The organism is Clostridium sp. CTA-7, from assembly GCF_054768095.1.
This window is the reverse complement of the sequence record NZ_BAAAAV010000007.1, coordinates 121049-143589: the sequence shown is the minus strand read 5'-3', so window position 1 is coordinate 143589 and position 22541 is coordinate 121049. Positions and strand designations below refer to the sequence as shown.

At 27.0% G+C, this 22541-nt stretch carries 32 protein-coding genes and 1 pseudogene; 31 read left to right on the top strand and 2 right to left on the bottom strand.

Going from position 1 to position 22541, the window contains the following annotated elements; genetic code table 11:
• The first annotated feature begins 114 nt into the window (after nucleotides 1-114).
• The 3 genes from ACYUEX_RS13975 (at nucleotide 115) to ACYUEX_RS13965 (ending at nucleotide 2059) form a co-directional block, all read left to right on the top strand.
• A complete protein-coding gene (locus ACYUEX_RS13975; protein ID WP_460288737.1) occupies nucleotides 115-864 on the top strand; it encodes a hypothetical protein in 750 nt (249 codons plus the stop codon).
• Nucleotides 865-946: 82 nt separating this feature from the next.
• Nucleotides 947-1459, top strand: coding sequence for a GTPase (locus tag ACYUEX_RS13970; RefSeq protein WP_460288736.1), 513 nt, complete (start codon nucleotides 947-949; stop codon nucleotides 1457-1459).
• A 60-nt stretch (nucleotides 1460-1519) separates the two neighbouring features.
• Nucleotides 1520-2059, top strand: a complete 540-nt coding sequence (locus ACYUEX_RS13965; RefSeq protein ID WP_460288735.1) for a YcjF family protein — start codon at nucleotides 1520-1522, stop codon at nucleotides 2057-2059.
• 25 nt (nucleotides 2060-2084) lie between these two features.
• Here the strand turns inward: ACYUEX_RS13965 and ACYUEX_RS13960 are convergent, their stop codons facing one another.
• Together ACYUEX_RS13960 and ACYUEX_RS13955 are read right to left on the bottom strand one after the other, a co-directional pair.
• Nucleotides 2085-2417, bottom strand: coding sequence for a hypothetical protein (locus ACYUEX_RS13960; RefSeq protein WP_460288734.1), 333 nt, complete (start codon nucleotides 2415-2417; stop codon nucleotides 2085-2087).
• 187 nt (nucleotides 2418-2604) lie between these two features.
• Complete coding sequence (locus ACYUEX_RS13955; protein WP_460288733.1) at nucleotides 2605-4428, bottom strand: LTA synthase family protein; 1824 nt, start codon at nucleotides 4426-4428, stop codon at nucleotides 2605-2607.
• A gap of 223 nt (nucleotides 4429-4651) precedes the next feature.
• Between ACYUEX_RS13955 and ACYUEX_RS13950 the strand changes: the two genes are divergently transcribed.
• From ACYUEX_RS13950 to ACYUEX_RS13815, 28 genes and pseudogenes are all read left to right on the top strand, one after another.
• A complete protein-coding gene (locus tag ACYUEX_RS13950; protein WP_460288732.1) occupies nucleotides 4652-4888 on the top strand; it encodes a hypothetical protein in 237 nt (78 codons plus the stop codon).
• Nucleotides 4889-4912: 24 nt separating this feature from the next.
• Nucleotides 4913-5749 (top strand): hypothetical protein, encoded by an 837-nt coding sequence (locus ACYUEX_RS13945; protein WP_460288731.1) that lies wholly within the window; start codon nucleotides 4913-4915, stop codon nucleotides 5747-5749.
• A 60-nt stretch (nucleotides 5750-5809) separates the two neighbouring features.
• Nucleotides 5810-6271: a hypothetical protein gene (locus ACYUEX_RS13940; protein WP_460288730.1), complete on the top strand. Its 462-nt coding sequence runs from the start codon at nucleotides 5810-5812 to the stop codon at nucleotides 6269-6271.
• Between the two features lie 10 nt (nucleotides 6272-6281).
• Nucleotides 6282-6776 carry a hypothetical protein gene (locus ACYUEX_RS13935; RefSeq protein WP_460288729.1) on the top strand — a complete coding sequence of 165 codons (495 nt, stop codon included), beginning with the start codon at nucleotides 6282-6284 and terminating at the stop codon, nucleotides 6774-6776.
• A gap of 18 nt (nucleotides 6777-6794) precedes the next feature.
• Entirely contained in the window at nucleotides 6795-7193 is a 399-nt protein-coding gene (imm48, locus tag ACYUEX_RS13930; RefSeq protein WP_460288728.1) for an Imm48 family immunity protein, read from the top strand.
• 280 nt (nucleotides 7194-7473) lie between these two features.
• Nucleotides 7474-7923, top strand: coding sequence for a DNA/RNA non-specific endonuclease (locus ACYUEX_RS13925; protein ID WP_460288786.1), 450 nt, complete (start codon nucleotides 7474-7476; stop codon nucleotides 7921-7923).
• A gap of 19 nt (nucleotides 7924-7942) precedes the next feature.
• Nucleotides 7943-8356 (top strand): hypothetical protein, encoded by a 414-nt coding sequence (locus ACYUEX_RS13920; RefSeq protein WP_460288727.1) that lies wholly within the window; start codon nucleotides 7943-7945, stop codon nucleotides 8354-8356.
• 433 nt (nucleotides 8357-8789) lie between these two features.
• The gene (locus tag ACYUEX_RS13915; protein ID WP_460288726.1) at nucleotides 8790-9053 is read left to right on the top strand and encodes an HNH endonuclease signature motif containing protein; all 264 of its coding nucleotides are present in this window, start codon (nucleotides 8790-8792) and stop codon (nucleotides 9051-9053) included.
• A gap of 17 nt (nucleotides 9054-9070) precedes the next feature.
• Entirely contained in the window at nucleotides 9071-9523 is a 453-nt protein-coding gene (locus ACYUEX_RS13910; protein ID WP_460288725.1) for a YrhA family protein, read from the top strand.
• 372 nt (nucleotides 9524-9895) lie between these two features.
• A complete protein-coding gene (locus ACYUEX_RS13905; protein ID WP_460288724.1) occupies nucleotides 9896-10315 on the top strand; it encodes an RNase A-like domain-containing protein in 420 nt (139 codons plus the stop codon).
• Nucleotides 10316-10329: 14 nt separating this feature from the next.
• A complete protein-coding gene (locus ACYUEX_RS13900; RefSeq protein ID WP_460288723.1) occupies nucleotides 10330-10623 on the top strand; it encodes a hypothetical protein in 294 nt (97 codons plus the stop codon).
• 503 nt (nucleotides 10624-11126) lie between these two features.
• Entirely contained in the window at nucleotides 11127-11690 is a 564-nt protein-coding gene (locus ACYUEX_RS13895) for an HNH endonuclease (RefSeq protein WP_460288722.1), read from the top strand.
• A 55-nt stretch (nucleotides 11691-11745) separates the two neighbouring features.
• Nucleotides 11746-12210, top strand: coding sequence for a DUF6985 domain-containing protein (locus ACYUEX_RS13890; protein WP_460288721.1), 465 nt, complete (start codon nucleotides 11746-11748; stop codon nucleotides 12208-12210).
• Nucleotides 12211-12628: 418 nt separating this feature from the next.
• A complete protein-coding gene (locus ACYUEX_RS13885) occupies nucleotides 12629-12895 on the top strand; it encodes a hypothetical protein (RefSeq protein ID WP_460288720.1) in 267 nt (88 codons plus the stop codon).
• A gap of 25 nt (nucleotides 12896-12920) precedes the next feature.
• A pseudogene (locus ACYUEX_RS13880) lies at nucleotides 12921-13346 on the top strand (SMI1/KNR4 family protein).
• A 382-nt stretch (nucleotides 13347-13728) separates the two neighbouring features.
• On the top strand, nucleotides 13729-14037 hold the full coding sequence (locus ACYUEX_RS13875) for a hypothetical protein (protein WP_460288719.1): 309 nt from the start codon (nucleotides 13729-13731) through the stop codon (nucleotides 14035-14037).
• A 1217-nt stretch (nucleotides 14038-15254) separates the two neighbouring features.
• Nucleotides 15255-15521, top strand: coding sequence for a hypothetical protein (locus tag ACYUEX_RS13870; RefSeq protein ID WP_460288718.1), 267 nt, complete (start codon nucleotides 15255-15257; stop codon nucleotides 15519-15521).
• A gap of 16 nt (nucleotides 15522-15537) precedes the next feature.
• A complete protein-coding gene (locus ACYUEX_RS13865; RefSeq protein WP_460288717.1) occupies nucleotides 15538-16026 on the top strand; it encodes a hypothetical protein in 489 nt (162 codons plus the stop codon).
• Between the two features lie 423 nt (nucleotides 16027-16449).
• Nucleotides 16450-16818 carry a ribonuclease domain-containing protein gene (locus tag ACYUEX_RS13860; RefSeq protein WP_460288716.1) on the top strand — a complete coding sequence of 123 codons (369 nt, stop codon included), beginning with the start codon at nucleotides 16450-16452 and terminating at the stop codon, nucleotides 16816-16818.
• Between the two features lie 56 nt (nucleotides 16819-16874).
• Nucleotides 16875-17453: a barstar family protein gene (locus ACYUEX_RS13855; protein WP_460288715.1), complete on the top strand. Its 579-nt coding sequence runs from the start codon at nucleotides 16875-16877 to the stop codon at nucleotides 17451-17453.
• Nucleotides 17454-17941: 488 nt separating this feature from the next.
• Nucleotides 17942-18268, top strand: coding sequence for a site-specific integrase (locus tag ACYUEX_RS13850; protein ID WP_460288714.1), 327 nt, complete (start codon nucleotides 17942-17944; stop codon nucleotides 18266-18268).
• A gap of 59 nt (nucleotides 18269-18327) precedes the next feature.
• Nucleotides 18328-18663 (top strand): hypothetical protein, encoded by a 336-nt coding sequence (locus ACYUEX_RS13845; RefSeq protein ID WP_460288713.1) that lies wholly within the window; start codon nucleotides 18328-18330, stop codon nucleotides 18661-18663.
• A 13-nt stretch (nucleotides 18664-18676) separates the two neighbouring features.
• Complete coding sequence (locus ACYUEX_RS13840; RefSeq protein ID WP_460288712.1) at nucleotides 18677-19006, top strand: hypothetical protein; 330 nt, start codon at nucleotides 18677-18679, stop codon at nucleotides 19004-19006.
• Nucleotides 19007-19973: 967 nt separating this feature from the next.
• Entirely contained in the window at nucleotides 19974-20369 is a 396-nt protein-coding gene (locus ACYUEX_RS13835; RefSeq protein WP_460288711.1) for an immunity 22 family protein, read from the top strand.
• A gap of 67 nt (nucleotides 20370-20436) precedes the next feature.
• Nucleotides 20437-20613, top strand: coding sequence for a hypothetical protein (locus ACYUEX_RS13830; RefSeq protein WP_460288710.1), 177 nt, complete (start codon nucleotides 20437-20439; stop codon nucleotides 20611-20613).
• Nucleotides 20614-20721: 108 nt separating this feature from the next.
• A complete protein-coding gene (locus ACYUEX_RS13825; protein ID WP_460288785.1) occupies nucleotides 20722-21216 on the top strand; it encodes a DNA/RNA non-specific endonuclease in 495 nt (164 codons plus the stop codon).
• 16 nt (nucleotides 21217-21232) lie between these two features.
• Complete coding sequence (locus ACYUEX_RS13820; protein ID WP_460288709.1) at nucleotides 21233-21694, top strand: hypothetical protein; 462 nt, start codon at nucleotides 21233-21235, stop codon at nucleotides 21692-21694.
• 558 nt (nucleotides 21695-22252) lie between these two features.
• A complete protein-coding gene (locus tag ACYUEX_RS13815; RefSeq protein WP_460288708.1) occupies nucleotides 22253-22528 on the top strand; it encodes a hypothetical protein in 276 nt (91 codons plus the stop codon).
• Nucleotides 22529-22541: the final 13 nt, after the last annotated feature.

Sequence of the window (22541 nt, the reverse complement as noted above, 5' to 3'; positions counted from 1 at the left end):
TAATGATATTTTTTAGTTTATAAATATAAAAATTAAAAAAAGTCTTATGAAATGATTAAAAATAGGGGGCATACGTCAATACTCTTAATAAAAGAAGATGTGGGGTATATTTATATGAAAACTAGTAAAAAAATTTTAATAGTGATTTTCGCTATAAGTATATTTTTAATAGCTGAAAGAATAAGAGTTTCTGCAAATACATATAAAGATCTAGAATCTATAGGTGTAAATAGTGAAAATCTTATTGAATATATAAATGATTTAGAAATAAATAAAAATGATATTGAAGATATATTAGATAAAGGAAAAGACTTAGCAGAGGATATTAAAGATAAAACTAATATAAAGGATTTTAAGTTAAGTGAGATATTGAATATGTATAAAGATGTTACTTCAATTGCAAATAAGTTAAATTTAAGTATAGGCTTTAGTTTTAAAAATGGTAATTTCTCTATTAAAGATAAAAATACCAATGACATAATATTTGAAGGTAATGTTAATGAAATAAACAAATATTATGAATTGTGTAAAGATAATATGCAAGGAATTACAAAAGAAGTTTTAGGGGATATTAATAATAAAGGAATTATTGAAAATATAGAAGAGGCGATAGAAGAAGAGTTTGGAGAATCAAAAGAAACATTAAGTAATGATTCTAAAGTAAATCAAGAATATAAAGAAGATAATATAAACTTAGAGAACTCCAAGTATAAATTAAATAGGGATGAAGAAAATAAAAAGATAGTAAATAGCAGTAAAACTTTAGACAGTAATAAAAATAGAAAGGGAATAATGTTTTCCATTTTTATTGTAATGGGAATGTTTTTTACTATATTAATCTCCTATATTAAATTTAGAAAATAGATATAATAAATATAGTTATAAGAAGTTAATTTACAGTTACAGCTTTCTGTATTAAATGCTATAATAAAATAGGGGTGTTTAGATGGACAACTATAATTTTATAAATGATTTATTTAATAAAATAAATGAAGAAAATAATAAAATAACACCAGCTAATATTATGTTAATTGGAAAAACTGGAGTTGTAAAAAGCACTTTAATAAACAGTATTTTTAGAGAAAACTTAGCTAAAACAGGAATAGGAAGACCAGTTACTGAACATTTGAAGAAAATAACTAAAGAAGGTGTTCCTATAAATTTATATGATAGTAGAGGCCTAGAGTTAGATAAAACTATTCAAGAAAAAGTTAGAAATGATATTGATACTGAAATAGATAGAATACATAAAAGTAAAGACATAAATTCTGATGATTTAATACATATCGTTTGGTATTGTGTAAATTCTTTATCAAATAGAATAGAAAATTTTGAAATAGAATGGATAAAGGATTTATCTGAAAAAGTTCCAGTTATTATAGTTTTAACACAAAGCTTTAGTGATAACTCTATTGAGCTTGAAAAATATATAGATAATTTAAATTTAAATATAAGATGAATTCAAAGAGTACTTGCTGATCCAATAAAGTTCGGAAGTATTGAAATACCTAGCTTTGGCTTGGAAGAACTTGTAGAAAAGACATATGAAGTTTTGCCTCAAGGAATAAGACGGGCTTTTAATAATGCCCAGAAGGTAGATATAAAAAGAAAAGTAGATGCAGCTACTAAATGGGCTTTAGGTTATGTAGGTACTTCATTCGGAGTAGGGTTCTCTCCAATACCTTTTTCTGATTCAGCAATACTTATTCCTGCACAAGTTGGAATGCTTGCACATATAACTACGATTTTTGGTGTTAAAGTTGATAAAGATTTATTGGTAGCTATAGCCTCAGGCGTTGGGGGAATAGCAGGTGCAACTATAGCAGGAAAAACAATAGTTGGAAACCTATTAAAGTTTATCCCAGTGGCAGGTACAGCCATTGGTGGAGCTATTAGTGGTACAACTGCTAGCGTATTAACTACGGCTTTAGCCTTTTCTTATATAGAAGTTATGAAGAGAGTAGCAATAAACCAATATGAGGGAAAGGTAACTAAAAGCGAGGAAATATCACAGATGATGCATGATGAACTTAAAAAGCATTTTAAAAATAGGAAATAAAATAAAGGGTAGCTCAGCTACCCTTTTAAATTTCTATTGATTTATCAATATAGAATTTTTTTATATTTTTACTAGCCCATATAATTAGTAAAATAGATAAAAGTAATATTAATATAGCTAGTGTATAATTTACTATTTGTCCTTTAATTAAATTTCTTATAAATAAGTCTAATAGTAGATAGCCCATTGAATTTTGAAACATTATTTCTAAATCTATAGGAGCAAAGGTAAAATGTTTTAAATACAATATTATAATTTCTTTAAAGCTTATGTTTTTAGATATAAATTTATTTATTTGTTCTAAAAAATCACCATATAAAAAAGGAATGTAAAATAAATTAATAAAAAAAATAGACATATAGTTATCTGATAATATTATTATAATTATATTTAGAATCATTAGAGTTAAAAGCTTTTTAATGATTATCACCTCTTTTAATAAGATATACTAACTGTATATAAATTACATATATTATACCATAATTACATATATAAGTAATAAAAATGTGCTAATGATTATTAAAAATCATTAGCACATTTAAATTTTAATTACTTTCTATTGTTTTAAAATAATTACCTTCGATAATAAAATCTGCAATTTTAAATGAATCCTTTAAATGATTTTCTTCATTTGAATCCTTTGGAGTACCCATAATATCGCCATTATTTAAAATAGTTGCATCTCTATTAGTGTTTACAAGAACTCTTCCCATAGAAGTATTATCAAATTCAGATCTATCTACCCCTAAAAGATAAGATATAGTTGGCAGGAAGTCTACTTGTCCACCTGATTTGGAAATAGTTGTTCCTTCTATATCTTTATTATAAATTATAAAAGGTATTTTTTTATAATTTTCTTGCCACCAATCTTCATTTAAAGGAGCATTTTTTATTTCATCTTGATAGAATTTATGAACACCGCAATGATCTCCATAAATCATTAGGACAGTATTATCTAATTGACCATTTTTTTCTAGTTCTTCTATAAACATTTTTATTGCTTCATCTGTATATCTAACACTTTGAAAATATTTCCCTAACATATTTTCATCTAAATCCTTAGGTAAGTCTAATAACTTCTTATCCTCTGGTATTTCAAAAGGTCCATGACTTGTAAGGGTTGCCAAAAATGTATAAAAAGGATCATTTTCAGATTTTAGCTTAGATGAGATTTGTTTTAAGTAAGACTCATCAGAAAGTCCTAGTCCAATGATTTCATCTACATTAAATTCATTTATATCCCATAGTTTATCAGTACCAAAAGATTTATGAGGCTCTGCCCAATTCCAACTTCCAGGTAATTCAGCATGAGTTGAAATTGTAGTATAACCTTCACTCTTTAATATATTTTGTAAACTATTATATGATGTCCAAGGATATGTTGGAAAAGTACTACCTTCTCTTACTGGGAAAATAGATGTATTAACCATTAAATCTGCATCAGAACTCGTCCCTGAATTATTTTGCTCATATATATTATCAAAATATAAACTTTGTGATAATAGCTTGTTTAAAGTAGGAGTTATTTCTTGACCATAAACTTTTTTGTTTATAACAAAGTTTTCTAATGATTCAACTTGAATAGCAATTAAATTTTTGCCTTTTAAAATTCCTTTGTATTCATTGTCAGGAATATTTTCTTTGTTATTATTAAGCCATGTGTTTACTTCGTTAATATCTGAATCAGTTAACTCTTTATTTCTTCCTGTAAAGTAAGTTAAATCAAAACCATGATATCCAAGTGGACTCATATCACTAAAGGTTTGGAAAGGAGCCCAAGATAATCTAAATAAGGATTGCCCTGGAATTTTTCCTTTTATATCTATAGTATAGTGAGAAATAAAAATCATAAAACCACTTACTAAAAATACTGTAGATGCTTTTAAAATTCTTAAACTTAATTTTGAATTATCCTTATAATTCCTTACTTTATTTAATCTAAATAAAATAAAGATAACTATAAAGTCTATAAAGAATATTAAATCTACAGCTCTGAAATTAAGTAAACTTTTTCCAGTAGGATTAAATATTTCTGGGTGTAAAATGTGTCTAATTGATAAAAATGTACCGTTATTTCTGTAATACCATATATCAGCTATAAATAAAGTTGTAATAATTACATCAATTATTAGTGCTGCTTTAACCTTCCCCTTGTATTTAAATAAATACATAACACTTAATATTAATGCTATTATTAAAAGGTGTGTTCCAATAGCAGGGACTCCAAAATACATAGTAGCAAAGTTTATGCTTGATGAGTTAGGAGTTCTAAGCATTGATAATAAAAGCATTGATTTTACTTGTATAACTAATAGCATAAATATAAAAAGCCAATTATTTAATACTACTTTCTTTAATTTTTCTCTCATATAGTATCCTCCAAAACATGTATGTTTATTTCTTGTCTAATTTATTTTATATCAAATATTAAATTATATCTATATTAATAATTATTATATTAAAAAAACAGGAATTTTTTATTTAAAATAACTGTTTATTTAAAACAATTAGATGATTTAGTAAAGGCACTAGATAATATTAAGGAAGTTATTGTTGAAAAAGAAAATGATTTAAAAAATTTATGAAAATACTGTGAAACAGCTAAAAGATGGATTAAATAGATTGAATACTAATTTAGAATATTTAAGGAATTGTAGTTTTGAAGGTGAGGCAAAAAAGGCGTTTTTTGATATTCTGTATGCAGATTGGGAAGTAGGTTTTAAGAAACATATTTCAGATATAGAGTTCTTAAAAGAACAATTATCATACATAGCAAATGAAACTAGGATAGAAGAAGAAAAGAGCAAAAAATTAATTAATATATTATAGAAAAAGGGTAAGAGTTAAATTATAATGTATGGTATAAGTATAGATTATAAATTATGTAGCCAGGCTGCAAATAATTTAAATAATATAGCACGGGAAATGTTACAAGAGATATCATATATAAATAGTGCTAAAGCAGAATTATATTCCTTAAGTAGAGAATATAGATCAGCTAATAGTGAAATTGAAGCATTGATAAGATTAAGTAGAAAACTAAATGAGGAAAAGGGAAAAGTAAGTTCACTAGCAAGAGGAATAGAAAAACATGTTAATAATATGAAAGATCTTGATAATAGGTTAGCAAGAGGTATATCAAGAAACTATAAAATGAAAATTATTTATGGGTATCAGTTTCCAACTAGTCCTAAAGATGATTATAGGGTTATAGGAGGAACACACTTATATCCAAACGGAAATGTTAATGAAAAAATATATATAGATCCTGAGATAGAGAGATATCAAAAGTTATTAAACCCGAATTATTCATCAAATTTTTTTAATTATTGTTTAGAGAAAAGAATAGAGAGTGAAAAAAATATTAATAGAATAAAAACTATAGAAGCTTCAAAATGTAAATATGAAATAAATCTTAGGGACATAAGGAATAATATTTATAGAGGTAATTCTCAAAATCTTGAAGGTAATCTAGCAGCATATTTATATAATAGAACAGCCGGATTATTTGGTGAAGATAATGCAGAGTTTTTAAAAATAAAAGGAATTGATCCGAAATGGGCAGATTTAGCTGGGGACTTTGTGGGAGGTATGCTCTTTGAATCTGTATTTACAATTGGTATTTCGGGAGTAAAGTCTATAAAGTACAGTAAAAATAGTACTGTAGGAAGTGGACTTGGAAATTTATAAAAAGTTAATTCTAAACCAGTAAAAAATTTGGAGAAAATTGATGATTCATTATTAAGGAATATGCGTAATGTTAATGAAATTGGCGATGATATAAAGGGGGTTACACAAGCTGATGATATTATAATCCAAAGACATGGAACATTGAAAAATAATAAGGATATAGTAGGACAATCACATCATTTAAATCAAGATGCAGCATTTAGAGATGTAATTCCAAGAGAAGATGGAATGGCAATAAAGTTAGAAGGAAATATATTTACCGATATAGGAAGTCCGCACTATAATGCACATAAAAGCATGGAGGGCTTTTGGAGTAAATATAGAAAGGGTGGAGAACTATACGGCTCACAACCACAAATGGTTGAGTATAATAAGGCATTATATGAGGCATTGCAGAGTGCGAGGCTTAGTAAAGAACAGAGTATTCAGGCTATGAGGGAAGCGGTCAATCAACAATTTAATTATGGATTGACAAGTAAGATGGATGTGCCTAGAATGCCAGGAAGAATAAATCTAAAGTGAGGAGTTTATGATGGAAATAAATAAAGATGTTGTTAATAGAATAAAAAGAATTAAATGGTTTGAAAATTGTAGTAGCAAATTAGAAATACCACTTATATATGATAAGAGTTATGCAAAGGATGTTAAAAGTGTAATCAAGCATGTCAGTAGTACTAGGTGGGAAAATATAGGTATTGAAGAAAAAAACAGATTGACATCTTACTTGTTTAAGAATTATCCAGATAAATATCATCAAGTGTGGAATAATATAGTAAAAGATATAAAGGAAAATATATTGCCTGAGATTAAGGAGAATATAATAAATAATACAAATGAATTTAAATTAAATGAATCAGAAATAATAACTCAGATAGAGTGGGATATGCTTATGATAATAATGGCATATACTTATTATGATTATATGGAGCCAATTTTCTATGGAGAAATACTCAAAATCTATGAAAATGGTAATATTCCTTGCGGATGGAAAGGAGTATATCCTAACGGTAAAATAATAATCTATTAAAGGAGTGGAGGAGCTAATATGAATAATAATTTTGCAATGTATTCTTCGAGAATGGCAGATGATTTATTTAAAATATTAGAAATTAATTTAGAAGAAACATCAGAGGTTGAAAGACAAATAATATCTGCATTTGCATTTGGCATGATTAATGCTTATGCAATGGAAGAAAAAGTTGAACCAGCTACAGTTCATGGTGTAACTATAGGAATATTAATAAATGAGTTTAAGTATTCAGAAAAACAAGCAAGTGAATTTACACAAACATTAATTAATAGTACTAATAGAGAATATCATCCAACTATGTATACTATTATTCATAGAGGTATACAAGCTTATTATGATTATAAAAATGCTAAAGAAAAAGAAGTATATGATAATTTAACATATATTATAGATACTATAGTAAGTAAAAAGTAATTAGTATGAAGAGCCTAACTACAAAATAATGATATATTTGACTTCATAATAATATATATTCGTAAAATTATAAAAACTAATTAATGAAATAAAACAAAAGACTGCATAATTGTAATAATGCAGTGAAAAAGTAACAAAATGAACTAGCTAAAAAAATAAGTAGGCTAGTTAATTACTTTTTAGAATGATAAAATATTGATAGATGTTGAAAACAGTAGACTCTACCACTAAAAGATAATAAGACAGACTCAGCCCCAAGGGGGTAAGTAAAGCTGATAATATAATCACTGATGGAAGTCATATACAGAATGGTAAGCTAAAGCCAAATTCTACATATAAGACTGGAGAGCATGATTACATTTATGAAACCAATCAAGATGGGCTTATAACAAATGCAAAAACAGACAAATTAGATTTAAAGAATCATGAGGGGAGACTGAATCATAAGGGTAATACTCTAGGTAAACAGGAAGGTGACCATGCAGGTCATTTGTTTGGAGATAGATTTGGAGGTTCTCCAGAACTGGATAATTTAGTATCACAAGCTAGAAAAGTAAATCTTAGTGAGTATAAAATTATTGAAAACCAATGGGCAAAGGCATTAGAAAAGGGACAGAAAGTAACTGTTGATATAAATATAAAGTATTCATCGGGAGGAGAACGTCCTATTTCATTTGATGTATTTTATACGATAGATGGAGTGCCATTTTTTCAGACGATAACACAATAATTAGTTGGAGGAATAGAGAATGAAGAAAGTATTTGAAGATGAATTTATGGATTTACAATCAGAATTTGTTTCGTTATGTTTAGAGCTTACAGGAAATACTGTGGATAATATATATATTTATATTTCAATTGAAGAAAAAAGTAAAATGTTTAATGCTTTTTTTAAAGTTGGAAAGGAATTGAAGAATTTAAATCAATTAGATATTAATAATTCTTCAATTATGAAATTTTTGAAATTAGGAACAGAAGACATAGAAAGAATTAAAAAACTATGTAATGACTATACTATGCCGATTCCTAGTGAAATGAAAATGTATTATGAGGTGAACACTGGTAAGTATAATGTAGATTGTAAATATGAATCAATTTGTTCTGTAAAAACAGGAATTAGTGCAAGAGAAATTTTTATGAACTGGTTTATGGAAAATAAATAATTTAAGTTATATTAAGTTATATATTGTAACAAATAGAATGCATAATAAAGAATAGGTTAAATGCATAAAAAATAATAATATCAGAAGATAATTAAATCAATAAAAGTAATAAAATTTAATACTGCATAATATTAATAATGCAGTGAGAAAGACACAAAATGAACTGGCTGAAAAATAAGTAGGCTAGTTCATTGCTTTTTAGAGTGATAAAATGATGGTAGATGTTTAAAATAGTAGACTCTACCACAAGGGGGTAAGTAATCCTGATTTTACTGGTAAATTAAGAGGGGAAGATGTTACATTAAAGAATGTTAAAACAAAAGAAGTAACATATGTCAAAAGAGGTCTAGAGGAAAGAAAGGCTTTAAGAAAAGCTTTTGACAGTACTGAAAGAAAGAATTTCTTAATAAAATTATCAGATAATGAACAACTATTGAAAGATGCAGGTTTAAGTGAAATTGATATATTAGATATAAAAGATGGATTTGTTCCAGAAGGATGGCAGGTACATCATAAATTACCGTTAGATGATAGTGGAGATAATTCCTTTGAAAATTTAGTTTTAATTAAAAATGAACCATATCATAAGGTAATAACAAATTATCAAAATTCTATAGTTAGAGGGTTAAAAGAAGGGGAGATTAAAAAGATTGAATTTCCAATACCAGAAGGAAGTATATATCCATTAAAAAAATAGATAGGAGGCATAGATAAATGTGGAAAGAAAAGTTAGAGGTAATTAAATTAAGAAGAGAAAAGAGAAATAGATATCTGAATGAAGGATGTTCATTAAAAGAATTAGAATTTTTTCAACAAAAAGTAAAGAATAAGTTTAAATATGATTTACCTAAAGGATATATTGATTTTTTATCTGTAATAAATGGGTTAGAGTATAATGGATTAGTTTTATATGGTATTGACGAGAATATAGTTGATAAAATAAATAACCAAAGAGTTAAAGGCTATATAGATACAAATGAAATATGGTATGAAAATGATGAACAAAAAGAATATATGTTTTTTGGGGATAGCAATATGAGTTGGTATTGTTATAATATTAGGGAAAATACTTACGTAGAATTAGATAAGCCATCTGGAGAATTAGAACAAGAATTTAGCGACTTTACTGATATGCTTGAAAATGCTTTAGAAAGTAGTTTAGTCTAATTATTTTTAATGATAAATAGCTAAATGCATAATAAAGAATTAATTAACTGCATAAAAAATAGTAATATTAGAATATTGTAAAATCAATAAGAGTAAGAAGATTTAAAACTGCATAAATTTAATAATGCAGTGAAAGAAGTTGAAAGGATTAATGTTTCAGTAATTGGAGCATTAATCTTTTTTCATGTAATGTCTAATGTAGAAATAAAAGAGGTAGCATGATAAAATAAGGGGAATAGATTATGGGAAAATAATGTTAAAAAATCTAACTACATAATACTAAAAATAGTAAGTGAGTAAAAGTAGTTAGAAAATAGTGTGAAGCATTGAAAATACTAGAATAATAGAAAAGATGGACTCTGCCCCAAGGGGGTGGCAGACCCTAAAAAGATAAAAGATACTTTAAATGGGGGATTAGATGTACATGAATCAATGGGAGGTCATCTATTAGAAAAACATGTAGGGAAATCTGAACAAGAATTATTGGAAAGGTTGAAAAACCAACCTAAAATATCAGGTTCATCTTCTTTTTCTGATGAAAATATAGCTGAAGATGTATGTTATAAAATATTATGTGATAAAAATAATAAGATTAAAATTAATGAATGGTTATCAGATAGTAAAAAAGGAAATAAGTTAGTATTAGACTATAAAGGGATAGAAGAAGATTTAATAGGTATTGGGGTTAAGAGAGGGGAAAGTTCAGCAAAAGATATGTACAATGGAATGATTGTATTAAAAAAAGATGGCAAAGGTGGATACTATATACTAACAGGGTATCCAACTAAATAAATGGAGGAAGACATATGTTAGAAAGTGAAATGAGAGATGATTTTATAAATTTTTTAAGAGGAAATTTTCATCAAGATATTGAATCAGTAGAGGATGCAATCGAGGAAATTTTAGATGAGGAGGGTAGGGATTATCTTATATATGCTACTGAATTCATCACAATATTTCTTAATTCAGATACTAGTGATGAAAATAAGATTAATGTAGTAAGAGAAAATACATCAATATTTTATGAAGATAAAAGCCAGTATATATTGTTAATTATTAATATATTAAACCGTATAAAGAAAAAATTGGAGAAATCATAAATATTAAATATTAAATATAAATAACTTAATGCATAAAATGCAATGATTTGGATGCATAAAAGTTAATAATAGCTATAGGAATATAAAACAATAGAGTTTAGTTATATTTATTAATTCATAATCTAAATAATGCAGTAAATAAGGGGCAAAGGGGGAAGAGTGGAAGATAAAAATAAAAAGTAAATTCTAGTTGATGAAACTAAAAATACTTTCTAGAATCTTTACCACCTTATCCCCCTTTCAACCTAAAGTAAAAGAAAATATTGTTGTAACTGAAATGTCGATACTTCAATTACAACGGTATTTTTTTCTTTATGTGCATTACCTAATGTAGAAAGAAAAGAGGTTGCATGATAAAATAAGGTTAATATATTAAGGAAAATTAAGGCTAAAAAAGTAACTACATAACACTAAAAATGGTAAGTGATAAAAAGTAGTTAGAAAGTAATGCAAAGCATTGAAAGTACTAGGTTCATAGAAAGGATAGAATCTGCCCCAAGGGGGTGGGTAAAGCTAAAACAGATATTCCTTCTGCCTTCAAGCAAAAAGAATTCGCAAGTTCATATGAATCAAGGATTAATCAAACGCCTGCTGATGTTAATATAAAAGCAGTTTTTGAAGGAGGCAGAGATGAATATTTATGTACCCTTAAACCACCACCAGATACAGAATTAAAGAAGATATTAGATAATGCTGGAATTAAAGGTATTGAATACAAAAACGGATTTCCGGATTTTTCACCATTTTCAAAAGCAGAAGTTGAGATAAATTATATGCTAGGAGGAAAAGGGGTAAATGGAAACAAGGAGAGAAACTTAAATTTTGAACAAGCTAATATGGAATTAGCGAAACAGCTCAACAAATCCCCTGAATTAGCAAAAGAATTTGATATGGTAGCTGGGAGTATTAAACCGTCTGATATTGAAAAATATAGAGTGAAAAATAACTTAACATGGCATGAATTAAATGATACGAAAACAATTCAGCTTGTACCAACAAAAATTAATTCAACTTTTGGGCACCTTGGAGGGGTTGGAGAGATTAATGAAGGTGCATATAAAAAATAAATAAATTTAAATAGTGTACAAGTAGGTACACTTAAATATATAGGAGTGATTTATAATGATTAATGATTCAATCTTTGGGCAAATAGAATATGAGTATATTTGGTCTAGAAACAGTAGGATTAATTTTTTAAATAAAGAAGTTGATATTATGTTAATTATAGCTGGAGATGATGATGGCAAATTTGAAGACGGGCAATATGAAGCTTATCAAGTGTTAATTAATTATTGGAATGAGATTCAGAAAACGCTTTTAAAGTTTATTTTAGATTATTATAAGGAAAAACGTAAGGAATTAGGATATGATATTGAATTTAATGATCATTATCCAGAAATAAAATCAACTAAAGAACTATTAAATTATATTACTTTAGTTGGAATAAAGGTTCCTTATGCTAATATTTATGGTGGAAGAAGTATAGGTATAAGTTTCGATTGTACATGGGATGAAGAAAATGGGGTAGGGCTTAGATTAAGTGATGAACAAGTTATTGAAGTTGGATATCAAGATATAGCTATTTAAAGTTAATAAAATTCACTAAGTATAATTAAGTACTTTACGTTGTAAATATTAGATTCATAAAAAGGAAAATAAAATTTTTAAATGTAAATCTATAAAAAATTCATTTTAATAACCTGCATAATCTAAATAATGCAGTTAAAGAAGTTAAAAGGTTAATGTTTCAGTAATTGGAGCATTAATCTTTTTTCATGTAATGTCTAATGTAGAAATAAAAGAGGTAGCATGATAAAATAAGGGTAATAGATTATGGGAAAGTAATGTTAAAGAATCTAACTACATAACACTAAAAATGGTAAGTGAGTAAAAGTAATTAAAAAATAGTGTGAAGTATTGAAAATACTAGGTTGATAGAAAAGACAGACTCTGCCCCAAGGGGGTTGGTAACAATGGTAGTAGGGCATATGACCCAACTAAACCTATGAGTCCATCAAATTATCCTAATCCAGACCTAGATTTTACAGCACCACCAGTAAGATATGAACCAAAAACAATAGATGAAGTTGAAAGAATGAGAAAAGGTAGAGGTCCAACAACTAAAGCTACTCATGGAGATAGAAATATAGAGGCTAATCATACAAGACATACCGAACCGTCAGAACTTACTCCAGCTCAAAGAGCTAAAGAAATAAGGGAATATTGGAAGAAACGTGGTAGTGAATATATATTACCAGGAGAGGGGATATAAAAATAAAAAATAGAGGTGATAGCGGATGGAATATAATGAAATAGAATCTATATTAGCAACTATATTAGAAAAAGAAACAGATACATTAGATAAACCAACAGCTGAGGAGTGGCAAGAATTAAGTAATAAGTTTAATTGCTCATTTAGTGATGAATTTAGATACTTTATTGAATTGATGTCAGTATGGTCATTTCCAGGGGATATTTATAATGTATAAAATGGAAATAATAATGGAAATGATACAATAGAAGATGTATATAATCATGAAATGAGAAATGGTAATTGGAATGCAAATATTATACCATTCTATGAAATAGGAAATGGAGATTATTTTTGCATAAGCAGATTAGATTCAAAAGTATATTATTACTATGATGATAAAGGGAAAGTTGAAGAATATTGTGATAGTTTTAAGACATGGATAGAAAATCTACCTAATTTTTTATCATAGTATATTCAAACTAATCGTCATAGTGATACTGAAGAAACCATGATTGAAATTAAGGATAAAGATAAAATCGAGTGGCTAGATTATACAGATGATGAAAATATGTATACTTTAGAAGAAGCAGAGAAATATCTTAAAGGTGGGATTTAGGGGAGTGGTTTGTATTCTGGTAATGAAATATCAGATTTACCTAAACAAATAATTTATGAAAAGGTAGATAATACATATTTAAAAAAGGAGATAGATTATATTTAGATAATATTCATAAGGATCACTTAGAAGTCTTTGATAAGAGAGGGAATATAATAGCAGTTTTAAATTTATATGGTACTTTAAATGATATTAAAATAAAAAATTCAATGGGAAGGAAGCTCAAATAAACGATATGTGTATAGAAAATAATATTACAAATACTTTTACATTAATAAAAGATATAAATAATAAAAGAAATAATTCTATTATCTCGAGTGAGGAAGAACAAGAAGAAGAAGAAAATATTAATGAATTACCTGAGATTATGAATAGATTTAAGACTATATTAGAAAATATAGATAAGTTAAAAGATGGTGAAGACAGAAAATTATTAGGTGAGCTTATACAACTTCACTTAGTTATCGGAGATATCGAATGGCAGTATGATCAGTTACACGAAATAGTTAGAAAAGCTATACAAAGTATTGATGTTGAAAATTAATAGCACATTAAGAAGTAGTAAACTCAAAACTAATAAGATATAATTTTTAGCAAAATAGATTGTATTTAAAAATAGTGCTCACATGATTTATTTGGGAGGAAATCGGAAGCTGTACTAAAAATCATATAGGCACTATTAAAAGTATTATAAATAAAATAGTATTAACTTAATTTAATTTTTTATTCAGAGTGGAGATGAAAATCTTTGCTCTATTTTTTATTAAACTCTAGATCTTTTATATTATATAAATCTGTAAAGTCTTTACCATTAGCATAATTAAGAAATCTCTCTAATTCAGTAGAAATTATTTTTAAGCTTCCAAGTTTTAGTGTACTTATATGACCGTTTCTTATAAGACCATAAACTGTATTTGTATTAACTCTTAATTTTTTTTAAACTTCTGAAAATGTAAACAATTTTAGATATTTTTCTGAACTCGCAAATTATTTTGGAGTAATTATAAGATTATGAATTAGAGAAAGTTGTTAGATCTAATTCAATGCTATCAAGTAATAAGGCATTGTTGGTATGTGAGGAATATATTTTGAGAAAATATATGAACAAAACTCTTATGATAAATGCTATGATATAGTTGAAACACTTAGGAATAAGGAGACGCTAGAGAATATAAAAAATCAATATGAAGTATCTAAAGAGTGGGAACGTAGTTATTATGAAAATTTTAAAGGTAACTACAATAATTATAATTCATATGGTAGTTATCAGAGTAATAAAGATAGTAACCACAATGAGAAAGATAAAAGTAAATATAAGAAACTATATAAGACTTTAGCTAAGGCATACTATACAGATATATCGAAAGATGAAGAGGAAAAGAAGAACTTTATTTTAGAAATTGAAAATGCTATAAATTTAATTAAACCAAAAGTAAGTAAAAATTATTTAGTTGAGAATTGCAATGAAAAAAGAAAATTAAATAATCAACGGGAAAAGAGATAATTGTTAAATTATCTCTTTTAATTTCTTTGATAACCACTGGCTATGCCAGTGGATAAAATGGCTTTAGCTCTGAGCAAAAAAAGAACTCCTATGATAGAATGAAAGAAACTGACAATCACAAAACAAAAAATCATAGGAGGTGTCGTATGTGTAATGACATAGAAAGTTAACCACATACAAAATTGAGGTTTCAATATCATATAGTATTTTTATCGAGATATAGAAGACAAATTATATAATGATTCATTATTAAAAATATGGACGATGTTAATGAAATTGGTGATGGTATAAAGGGGGCGGTTGATGCTGAAAAGATTTTAGGAAAAAATGGAACTAAGTTTGAAAGTAAAACAACTTGGCAGAATGGAAAAACTGAAAGAATTGATATTGAAAAAAAGCAATTTTATAATCAGAAAACAGGTAAATTAGCACCTAAAAAGATACAAAAATTATTAAAAGACAAAGATGTTATTAATGCTATAAATAAAGGATTGAAATTCTTAGGTGAAGATAAGTTAAAGTAAAACAGGATGGTGAATTATGTTGATTAGAACTAATAGAAATATGATAGATTTATTGGAAAAAGCAAAAATTAAAAAAGAAGAAGTAATTAAAATAAATACAGATAATCTATCTAAAATAATGATTCCAAACTTTAAAGGGGTGCATGATTGCATTATAATCGATATGAATAATGAAATTAAGATAGAAAATGTAAATTTCAAAAGAATACTTTCTATGTTTACAGATAGAACAGGCTATGAGGCTAGTTGCAACGAAATAAGAATAAATGATTATATTGATTATTCTAATGAAGTTGCAGTTCTACAATTAGCTGAAATTATTATGGATACATGGGAATACAAATTAAAAACGGAATATCCGCAATATAAGTTTTGTATAATTCTTAGTTTTAGTGAGGGATACGTTACTATGAGATTTCATGTAGTTAGAGAAAATGAAAGTTCATGGTTAAAAGCTGATTTAGATGAATATAAGGATGAAGCTATAATGGTTAAAGAATTTTAAAGATAAGAAAAAGAGATATTTAAATATACTCTAATATTAACTACAATAAAAGATAGTAGTTAAATGCATAAAATAAACAACTTAAATAATATATATAAACTAATAAAGTATGAGTAATATTTTAATGCATAATTTAATAATGCAGTGAAAGAAGTTAAAAAGGTTAATGTTTCAGTAAAAGGAGCATTAACCTTTTTTTCTTGTAATGCCTAATGTAGAAATAAAAGAGGTAGCATGATAAAATAAGGGTAATAAATTTAAGGAAATTAATGTTAGAAATCTAACTACATAACACTAAAAATGGTAAGTGAGTAAAAGTAGTTAAAAAATAGTGTGAAGAATTGAAAACACTAGCTTGACAGAAAAGTCAGGCTCTGCCCCAAGGGGACGGGTAATCCTGAAGCACATAATGTAGTTAACTATATGAAACTAAAAGAACAATATAAAGTAACAGAACTAGGCAATAATGTTGTTGAAAGTCTAAGAACAACTGGTAAGTTACCTAGTGAGTATATAACTGAACAAGAGGCACTTAATGCAGGATGGAAAAGAGGTAAAGCGTTAAATAATTATGCACCAGGTAAAAAATATGGTGGTGATATTTTTAAAAATGATACTAAAGTACTACCTGATGCACAGGGTAGAGTCTGGCATGAGACTGATGTAGGAATAGATTATAATAGGGGAAGAAATAATAACCCTGGTTATAGAATATTATATTCAAATGATGGTTTAATATATGGAACTTATGATCATTATGAGTCAGTATTTAAGATTGGCACATATAAATAATAAAATACAAGATACAGATTAGTTCTGTATCTTGTACTAAATATTCAGGAGGTATTATGACGATAATAGAAGTTTTAAGCATGTACACAAAGGATTATTTATCTAGTAATGAATTTGAACAATGGGTATATCAAAATGAAGAGAAATTAAGTAAATCATTTGATGATATCCTATATTATGAAATTATCTCGACTGATTACATTAATAAGGAAGAGGTAATTAATTTGAAAAACAAATTAGAGGAATATCTAAATAGCAATTATACTAATGAATTTAATAATATTAATGATTGTTATATTGATAAAGTTATTGATACTAGTGAAATAGAAAATCCAATTATAAAATTATTAAAGGAAAGATATGGGCGAAAAGAAAAGGTTGAATTTGACTGTATTAATATAAATTCTTTAAAAGAATTACACCACAATATAAAAGATAAATTTAGTTTTTCACAATATTATGGAATGAATTGGGATGCATTAAGAGACTTTTTAAGAGAAACTGAATTACCTAAACAAATAATTTTTAATGGGTGGAGCCATTTGATTGAGATAATGCCTAAGGACTCAAATATTTTAAAAGATATATTAGTACAATATGGTTCTAATGAATGTGAAGTAATATATAATTACTAGTTAAATATATTTTGGATACAGATAAATAAAGTAAAAATTTATTGAAAATATAAAGAATAATTAGATAAATTATAAATAGGATATTTGGTATTAATTTATTATTAAGGAGGCACTTAGAATATGGAATTTATATTATTTTAACAAGGTATTTTAAAAGGAATTTAATCATTAAAATGGAAGAATGTCAGACTATTTTAGTAAGCAGAGTTTTCTGGCTTGACATTACTGCTAGAGAAATTATAGTTTCGCTTAAATTTTAGGTATGTAGCATCATTGCTAAACAACTTAGAATTCAATAGGTATTTCTATCGTCTCAATTGTTAATTGAGACGATAGAAGGGATATATACTAAAACATTGATATTACTAATGTGAATAGGATTTATCAAAAGAAAAATTACTGAAAAAGTAGTAATTGTCATTGGGATAATTATGTCCAAAAATATATTTGAAATTCATTAGAAATAATTTATGCAATATCACTAAACCTTGAATATCTATAGAAATTTAAACAATCAAATTGATAAGGTATTTAGTCATACTCGTCAAGGTAGCATCAAAACTAGATATAGATATGAAGATGGAATGAATCATTTTGCTAAGTTTTTATCAGAAAGTTTTAAAAAGCAAAATCTAAATAAGATAGAGGATAAACACTTGCAGGCTTATGTGGAGCAGATACAAGAAAGTGGTTATTCAAAATTTTATATTACAACTAATTTATCTGCTGTAAGGTATTGTTCTTTAATAGAAACTCAAGTAAGCAAGGGACAATTGAGCAAACAGAAACACAGAAGAACTTTAATAGTAATTTAAAGCAAAGAGATATTAAATTGTCTGAGGTGGTAAGTAAAGCTGAACAAGGTGTTTGAGATATGTCAGTTGGTGGAGGAACAATTAATGGAAGAAAGTATTCACAACATGCTATGGAAAGAATGGCACCAAACACACCAGAGGTGAGAGCAGAACTATATGGAAGGGCAACTCAAAAGGCAAAAGAGTTAGGTTATACACCTGGAACTAAGAAATATTCAGATTTTGTCAATAAGTATGTTGAGCCTAGAAATATACCATCAAGTGTAATAGAAGATGCAATAAATAATACAAAAGCAGTTTCAGAAAACAAAGTAGATACATTCGTCCATGAAACTGACAGTGTTAAAGTTATAGTAAATGGAAATGGTGATGTAATTACAGTGATGCCGAAGTAAAGGAGTAGAATATATGTTTATTAAATATGATGAGTATGAGTTATTAGAGTTATTTTGTAATGAACCTATTAGTGTTGGAGAGGTTGAAGCTGGTGAACTTATTTATTCTTTAAAGGATGATAAAGGATTTGAAATAGTTATGTTCATGGATGTATATAGGAAAATTTGTGAAGTAACAATAACTTTTCAAGAATTAATAGTTTTTACTTGTAAGATTGAGAATGTTGAAAGCATTAATAAAATAGGTGATGAAATGATAATGAATGACAAAAGTAAAAGCATATTAAAAGTAAAATTTAAAAAGCAAATAGGAGTTGAGTTGTTATGGAAAAGACTAAAGTAGACTCAATGTAAGACTTGGTAAAAACTCACTGGAAATTTTAATATTGAGAAATGATATTACAAGCTGATTAATTTATATGGATATATAAATTAATAATACTGCATAATTATTATAATGTAGTGAATAGGGGGCAAAAGGGCAAGAGTGGCAGATAAATTTAAAAAGTAATTTTAGTTGAGAAAATTAAAAAATACTTTCTAAAGTCTTTATCGCATTATCATCCTAAAGTAGAAGAAAATATCGTTGTAATTGAAATGTCGATACTGCAATAGTGTCGATATTTTTTTCTTTAAGATTGAGAGTAGATGTTAAATCAAAAACTGAATATGTAATGCCTAATGTAGAAATAAAAGAAGTAGCATGATAAAATAAGGTTAACAGATTTAAGGTAATTAATGTTAAAACACTAACTACATAACACTAAAAATGGTAAGTGATTAGAAGTAGTTTAAAAATAGTGTGAAGCATTGAAAACACTAGGTCTATAGAAAAGATAGACTATGCCCCAAGGGGGTAAGTGAAGCTGTTGAAAAGGTAAAGGTTCCTACGGTAAAGATTGGTGAATTTAATGACTGGTTTAATTCATTAAGCATAGATGAATTAGATAGTATGTGGCAGAATAAATCAACACGAAAAGCTATTGAGAGACAGTTACGTGCGCCAGGAGGAATGCATGAATGGCATTTAGTTTCACGTGCACCTGAATTCAAGAATTAGGAAGTTAGTGCAGAACAGATTAGAGATTTAAGAACTGCGATAAGTGATGTTGAATTCGTAAATCCAGTAGGAAAACATGGTCAACTTGGTTCTACAAAAGCTCATAATGAATTACTAGATATAATTGACTCTTCAATTGATTATGATATGTTTAAAAGTAGATTAAATAATTGGGCTAATTATAGACTTAAAGGTGGAGTAGATTCTTTGCCAGAATGTCTTAGATTAAAGTAAAGGAGTATAGTAAATAATGGAAAGAAAAGGATACGTATCTTTATGGATTGGTAACATAAAATCAGATGATGAACTTTTAGAATATGTTGAACTTGTTTATACAGATGATGGAGATTGCTTACCATCTCAATTTTCAAAAGATTTTAATATCGATATAGATGATTTTGATGATGATTATACTGAGAAAGTATGTCTTGAACAGAATGTTACTTCAATAACTGAACTTATTTCAGGGTGTTCATATGATGATATAGTAATACCCAAATATGAGAAAATAACTGATGGTGTTTCAATAGCGAAATGCAATGCAGGAATTTTGCTTTATAATTTTCAATATGATGAAAATGTGAAGAGTGTAAATAATAAAGACTATGAATTTAAATTTATAGGTTTAGTCGGATATGTTAAATAAAAAATTAAATAGTTCACTGCAAAATTTTTAATAACTGACTACAAAAACAAGTAACTATGATTTTAAGATGATAAACTTTTTAACAACAATAATTAATGAAAAGTTTATGGAGAAAAAGTTATTGTATAATTGTAATAATGAAGTGAAAGAGGTTAAAAGGATTAATGTTTCAATAATTGGAGCATTAATCTTTTTTTCTTGTAATGCTGAATGTAGAAATAAAAGAAGTAGCATGATAAAATAAGGTTAATAGATTTAAGGAAATTAATGTTAAAAAACTAACTACATAACACTAAAAATGGCAAGTGATTAAAAGTAGTTTAAAAATAGTATGAAGCATTGAAAATACTAGATTGATAGAAAATATAGACTCTGCCCCAAGGGGGTAAGTAAAGCTGATTTAGAAGTTAAACCATTTAATGAAGCAGGTAAACTAAAACCTAATATTAAGTATAAAGCAGGAGAATATGATTATTTATACAAAACTGATGAAATGGGAAGGATAAGTAAATTTGAGACAGATAATCTAAAATTAACAGAAAGGGAAAGTAGATTAGCACATAATCCTGATACACCTGGAAAATTAGCTGGAGACCATGCAGGACATTTAGCTGGTGATAGATTTGGTGGTTCACCTGAGTTGGATAATTTAGTTTCACAATCGTCTAATGTTAACCTAAGTCAATATAAGAAAATAGAAAATCAATGTGCTACAGTTATTAAAGAAGGAAAACAGGTAAAAGTGAATGTTGAAATTAAATATGATGGAGATGGTTTGCGACCGTCAGAATTTAATGTACAGTATGAAATAGATGGTAAATATTTTGAGAGAGATATATTAAATTAGTTAGGAGATTAATGTAATGAGTAAAGTATTTGAAGATTATTTCAGTGAATTACAAGCTGATATGGTATCTATATGTTTGGAATATGTAGATAACCGTGCAGAAAAAATATATATCTACGGTTCTTTTGAAGAAGGAGTCTTATCTAGTGATTATTTTTATAATATTAATGGAAAGGTATTAGAACGTCATAAATTAAATGATGCTCTAATAAATACAGAAAAAAAATATGATACATCTGTTGAGAGACAAAAAAGCGTGATTAAAATTTTAAATACTGATATAAAGAGCATGCTGAAATTATGCAAAGAATATCAAAGAGAAATGCCCAGAGAAATAAAGTTAGTTTATGATGTATTAAAAAATAGTCTGAGAGCAGAATATGAATATGATTTAGTCTATTCTAATGACCCAGTTAAGACTGCTGATGATATTGCTATGGAGTGGCTTGAAAGAATTCAATTGGAAAATAGTAAATAGTAAGTATTATAAAGTAAATTAATGCATTTTTATAGTTGAACTAACTGCATAAAAAATAGTAATATCAGAATAGCGTTAAATCAATAAAAGTAAGAAAATTTAATACTGCATAGTTGTAATAATGTAGTGAAAGAGTTTAAAAGAGTTAATGTTTCAGTAAATGGAGCATTAACCTTTTTTTCTTGTAATGCTGAATGTAGAAATAAAAGAAGTAGCGTGATAAAATAAGGTTAATAGATTGAAGGAAATTAATGTTAATAATCTAACTACATAACACTAAAAATGGTAAGTGATTAAAAGTAGTTAAAAAGTAATGTGAAGTATTGAAAATACTAGGTTGATAGAAAAGACAGACTCTGCCCCAAGGGGGCTACACAAACTAAATATGGGGAAAGAAGAATTTCAGATGAACTATATAATGAATTAAGAGGTAAAACCCCATCACGAAAAATACAAAAAGAAGTTAATAAGGATATTGATAAAATAATAGGAACACCTGATCCAGCTCTTCCAGGTGAAAAGATTACGGGAACATTGCAAGCTGATCATATTGTATCAATGGATACAATAACTAGAATGGATGGGTTTGAAAAACTAACAAAAGAACAACAACTACAGGTTCTGAATAACCCTGAAAATTTTACTGGGTTGAGTGAGGCAGCAAATAAGTCAAAGGGTGCTAAATCTTATTCAGAGTGGACTGTTTATAAAAAAGAAAATATTGAAGTTGACCTTAATTTTAGACAAAAAATGATATTAAAAGAAAATGAACTCAAAATAAATCTACAATGTCAAATTGATGATTTTATTAAATTAAATAATAGTAGAAATTAGCAATTAAGGAGTT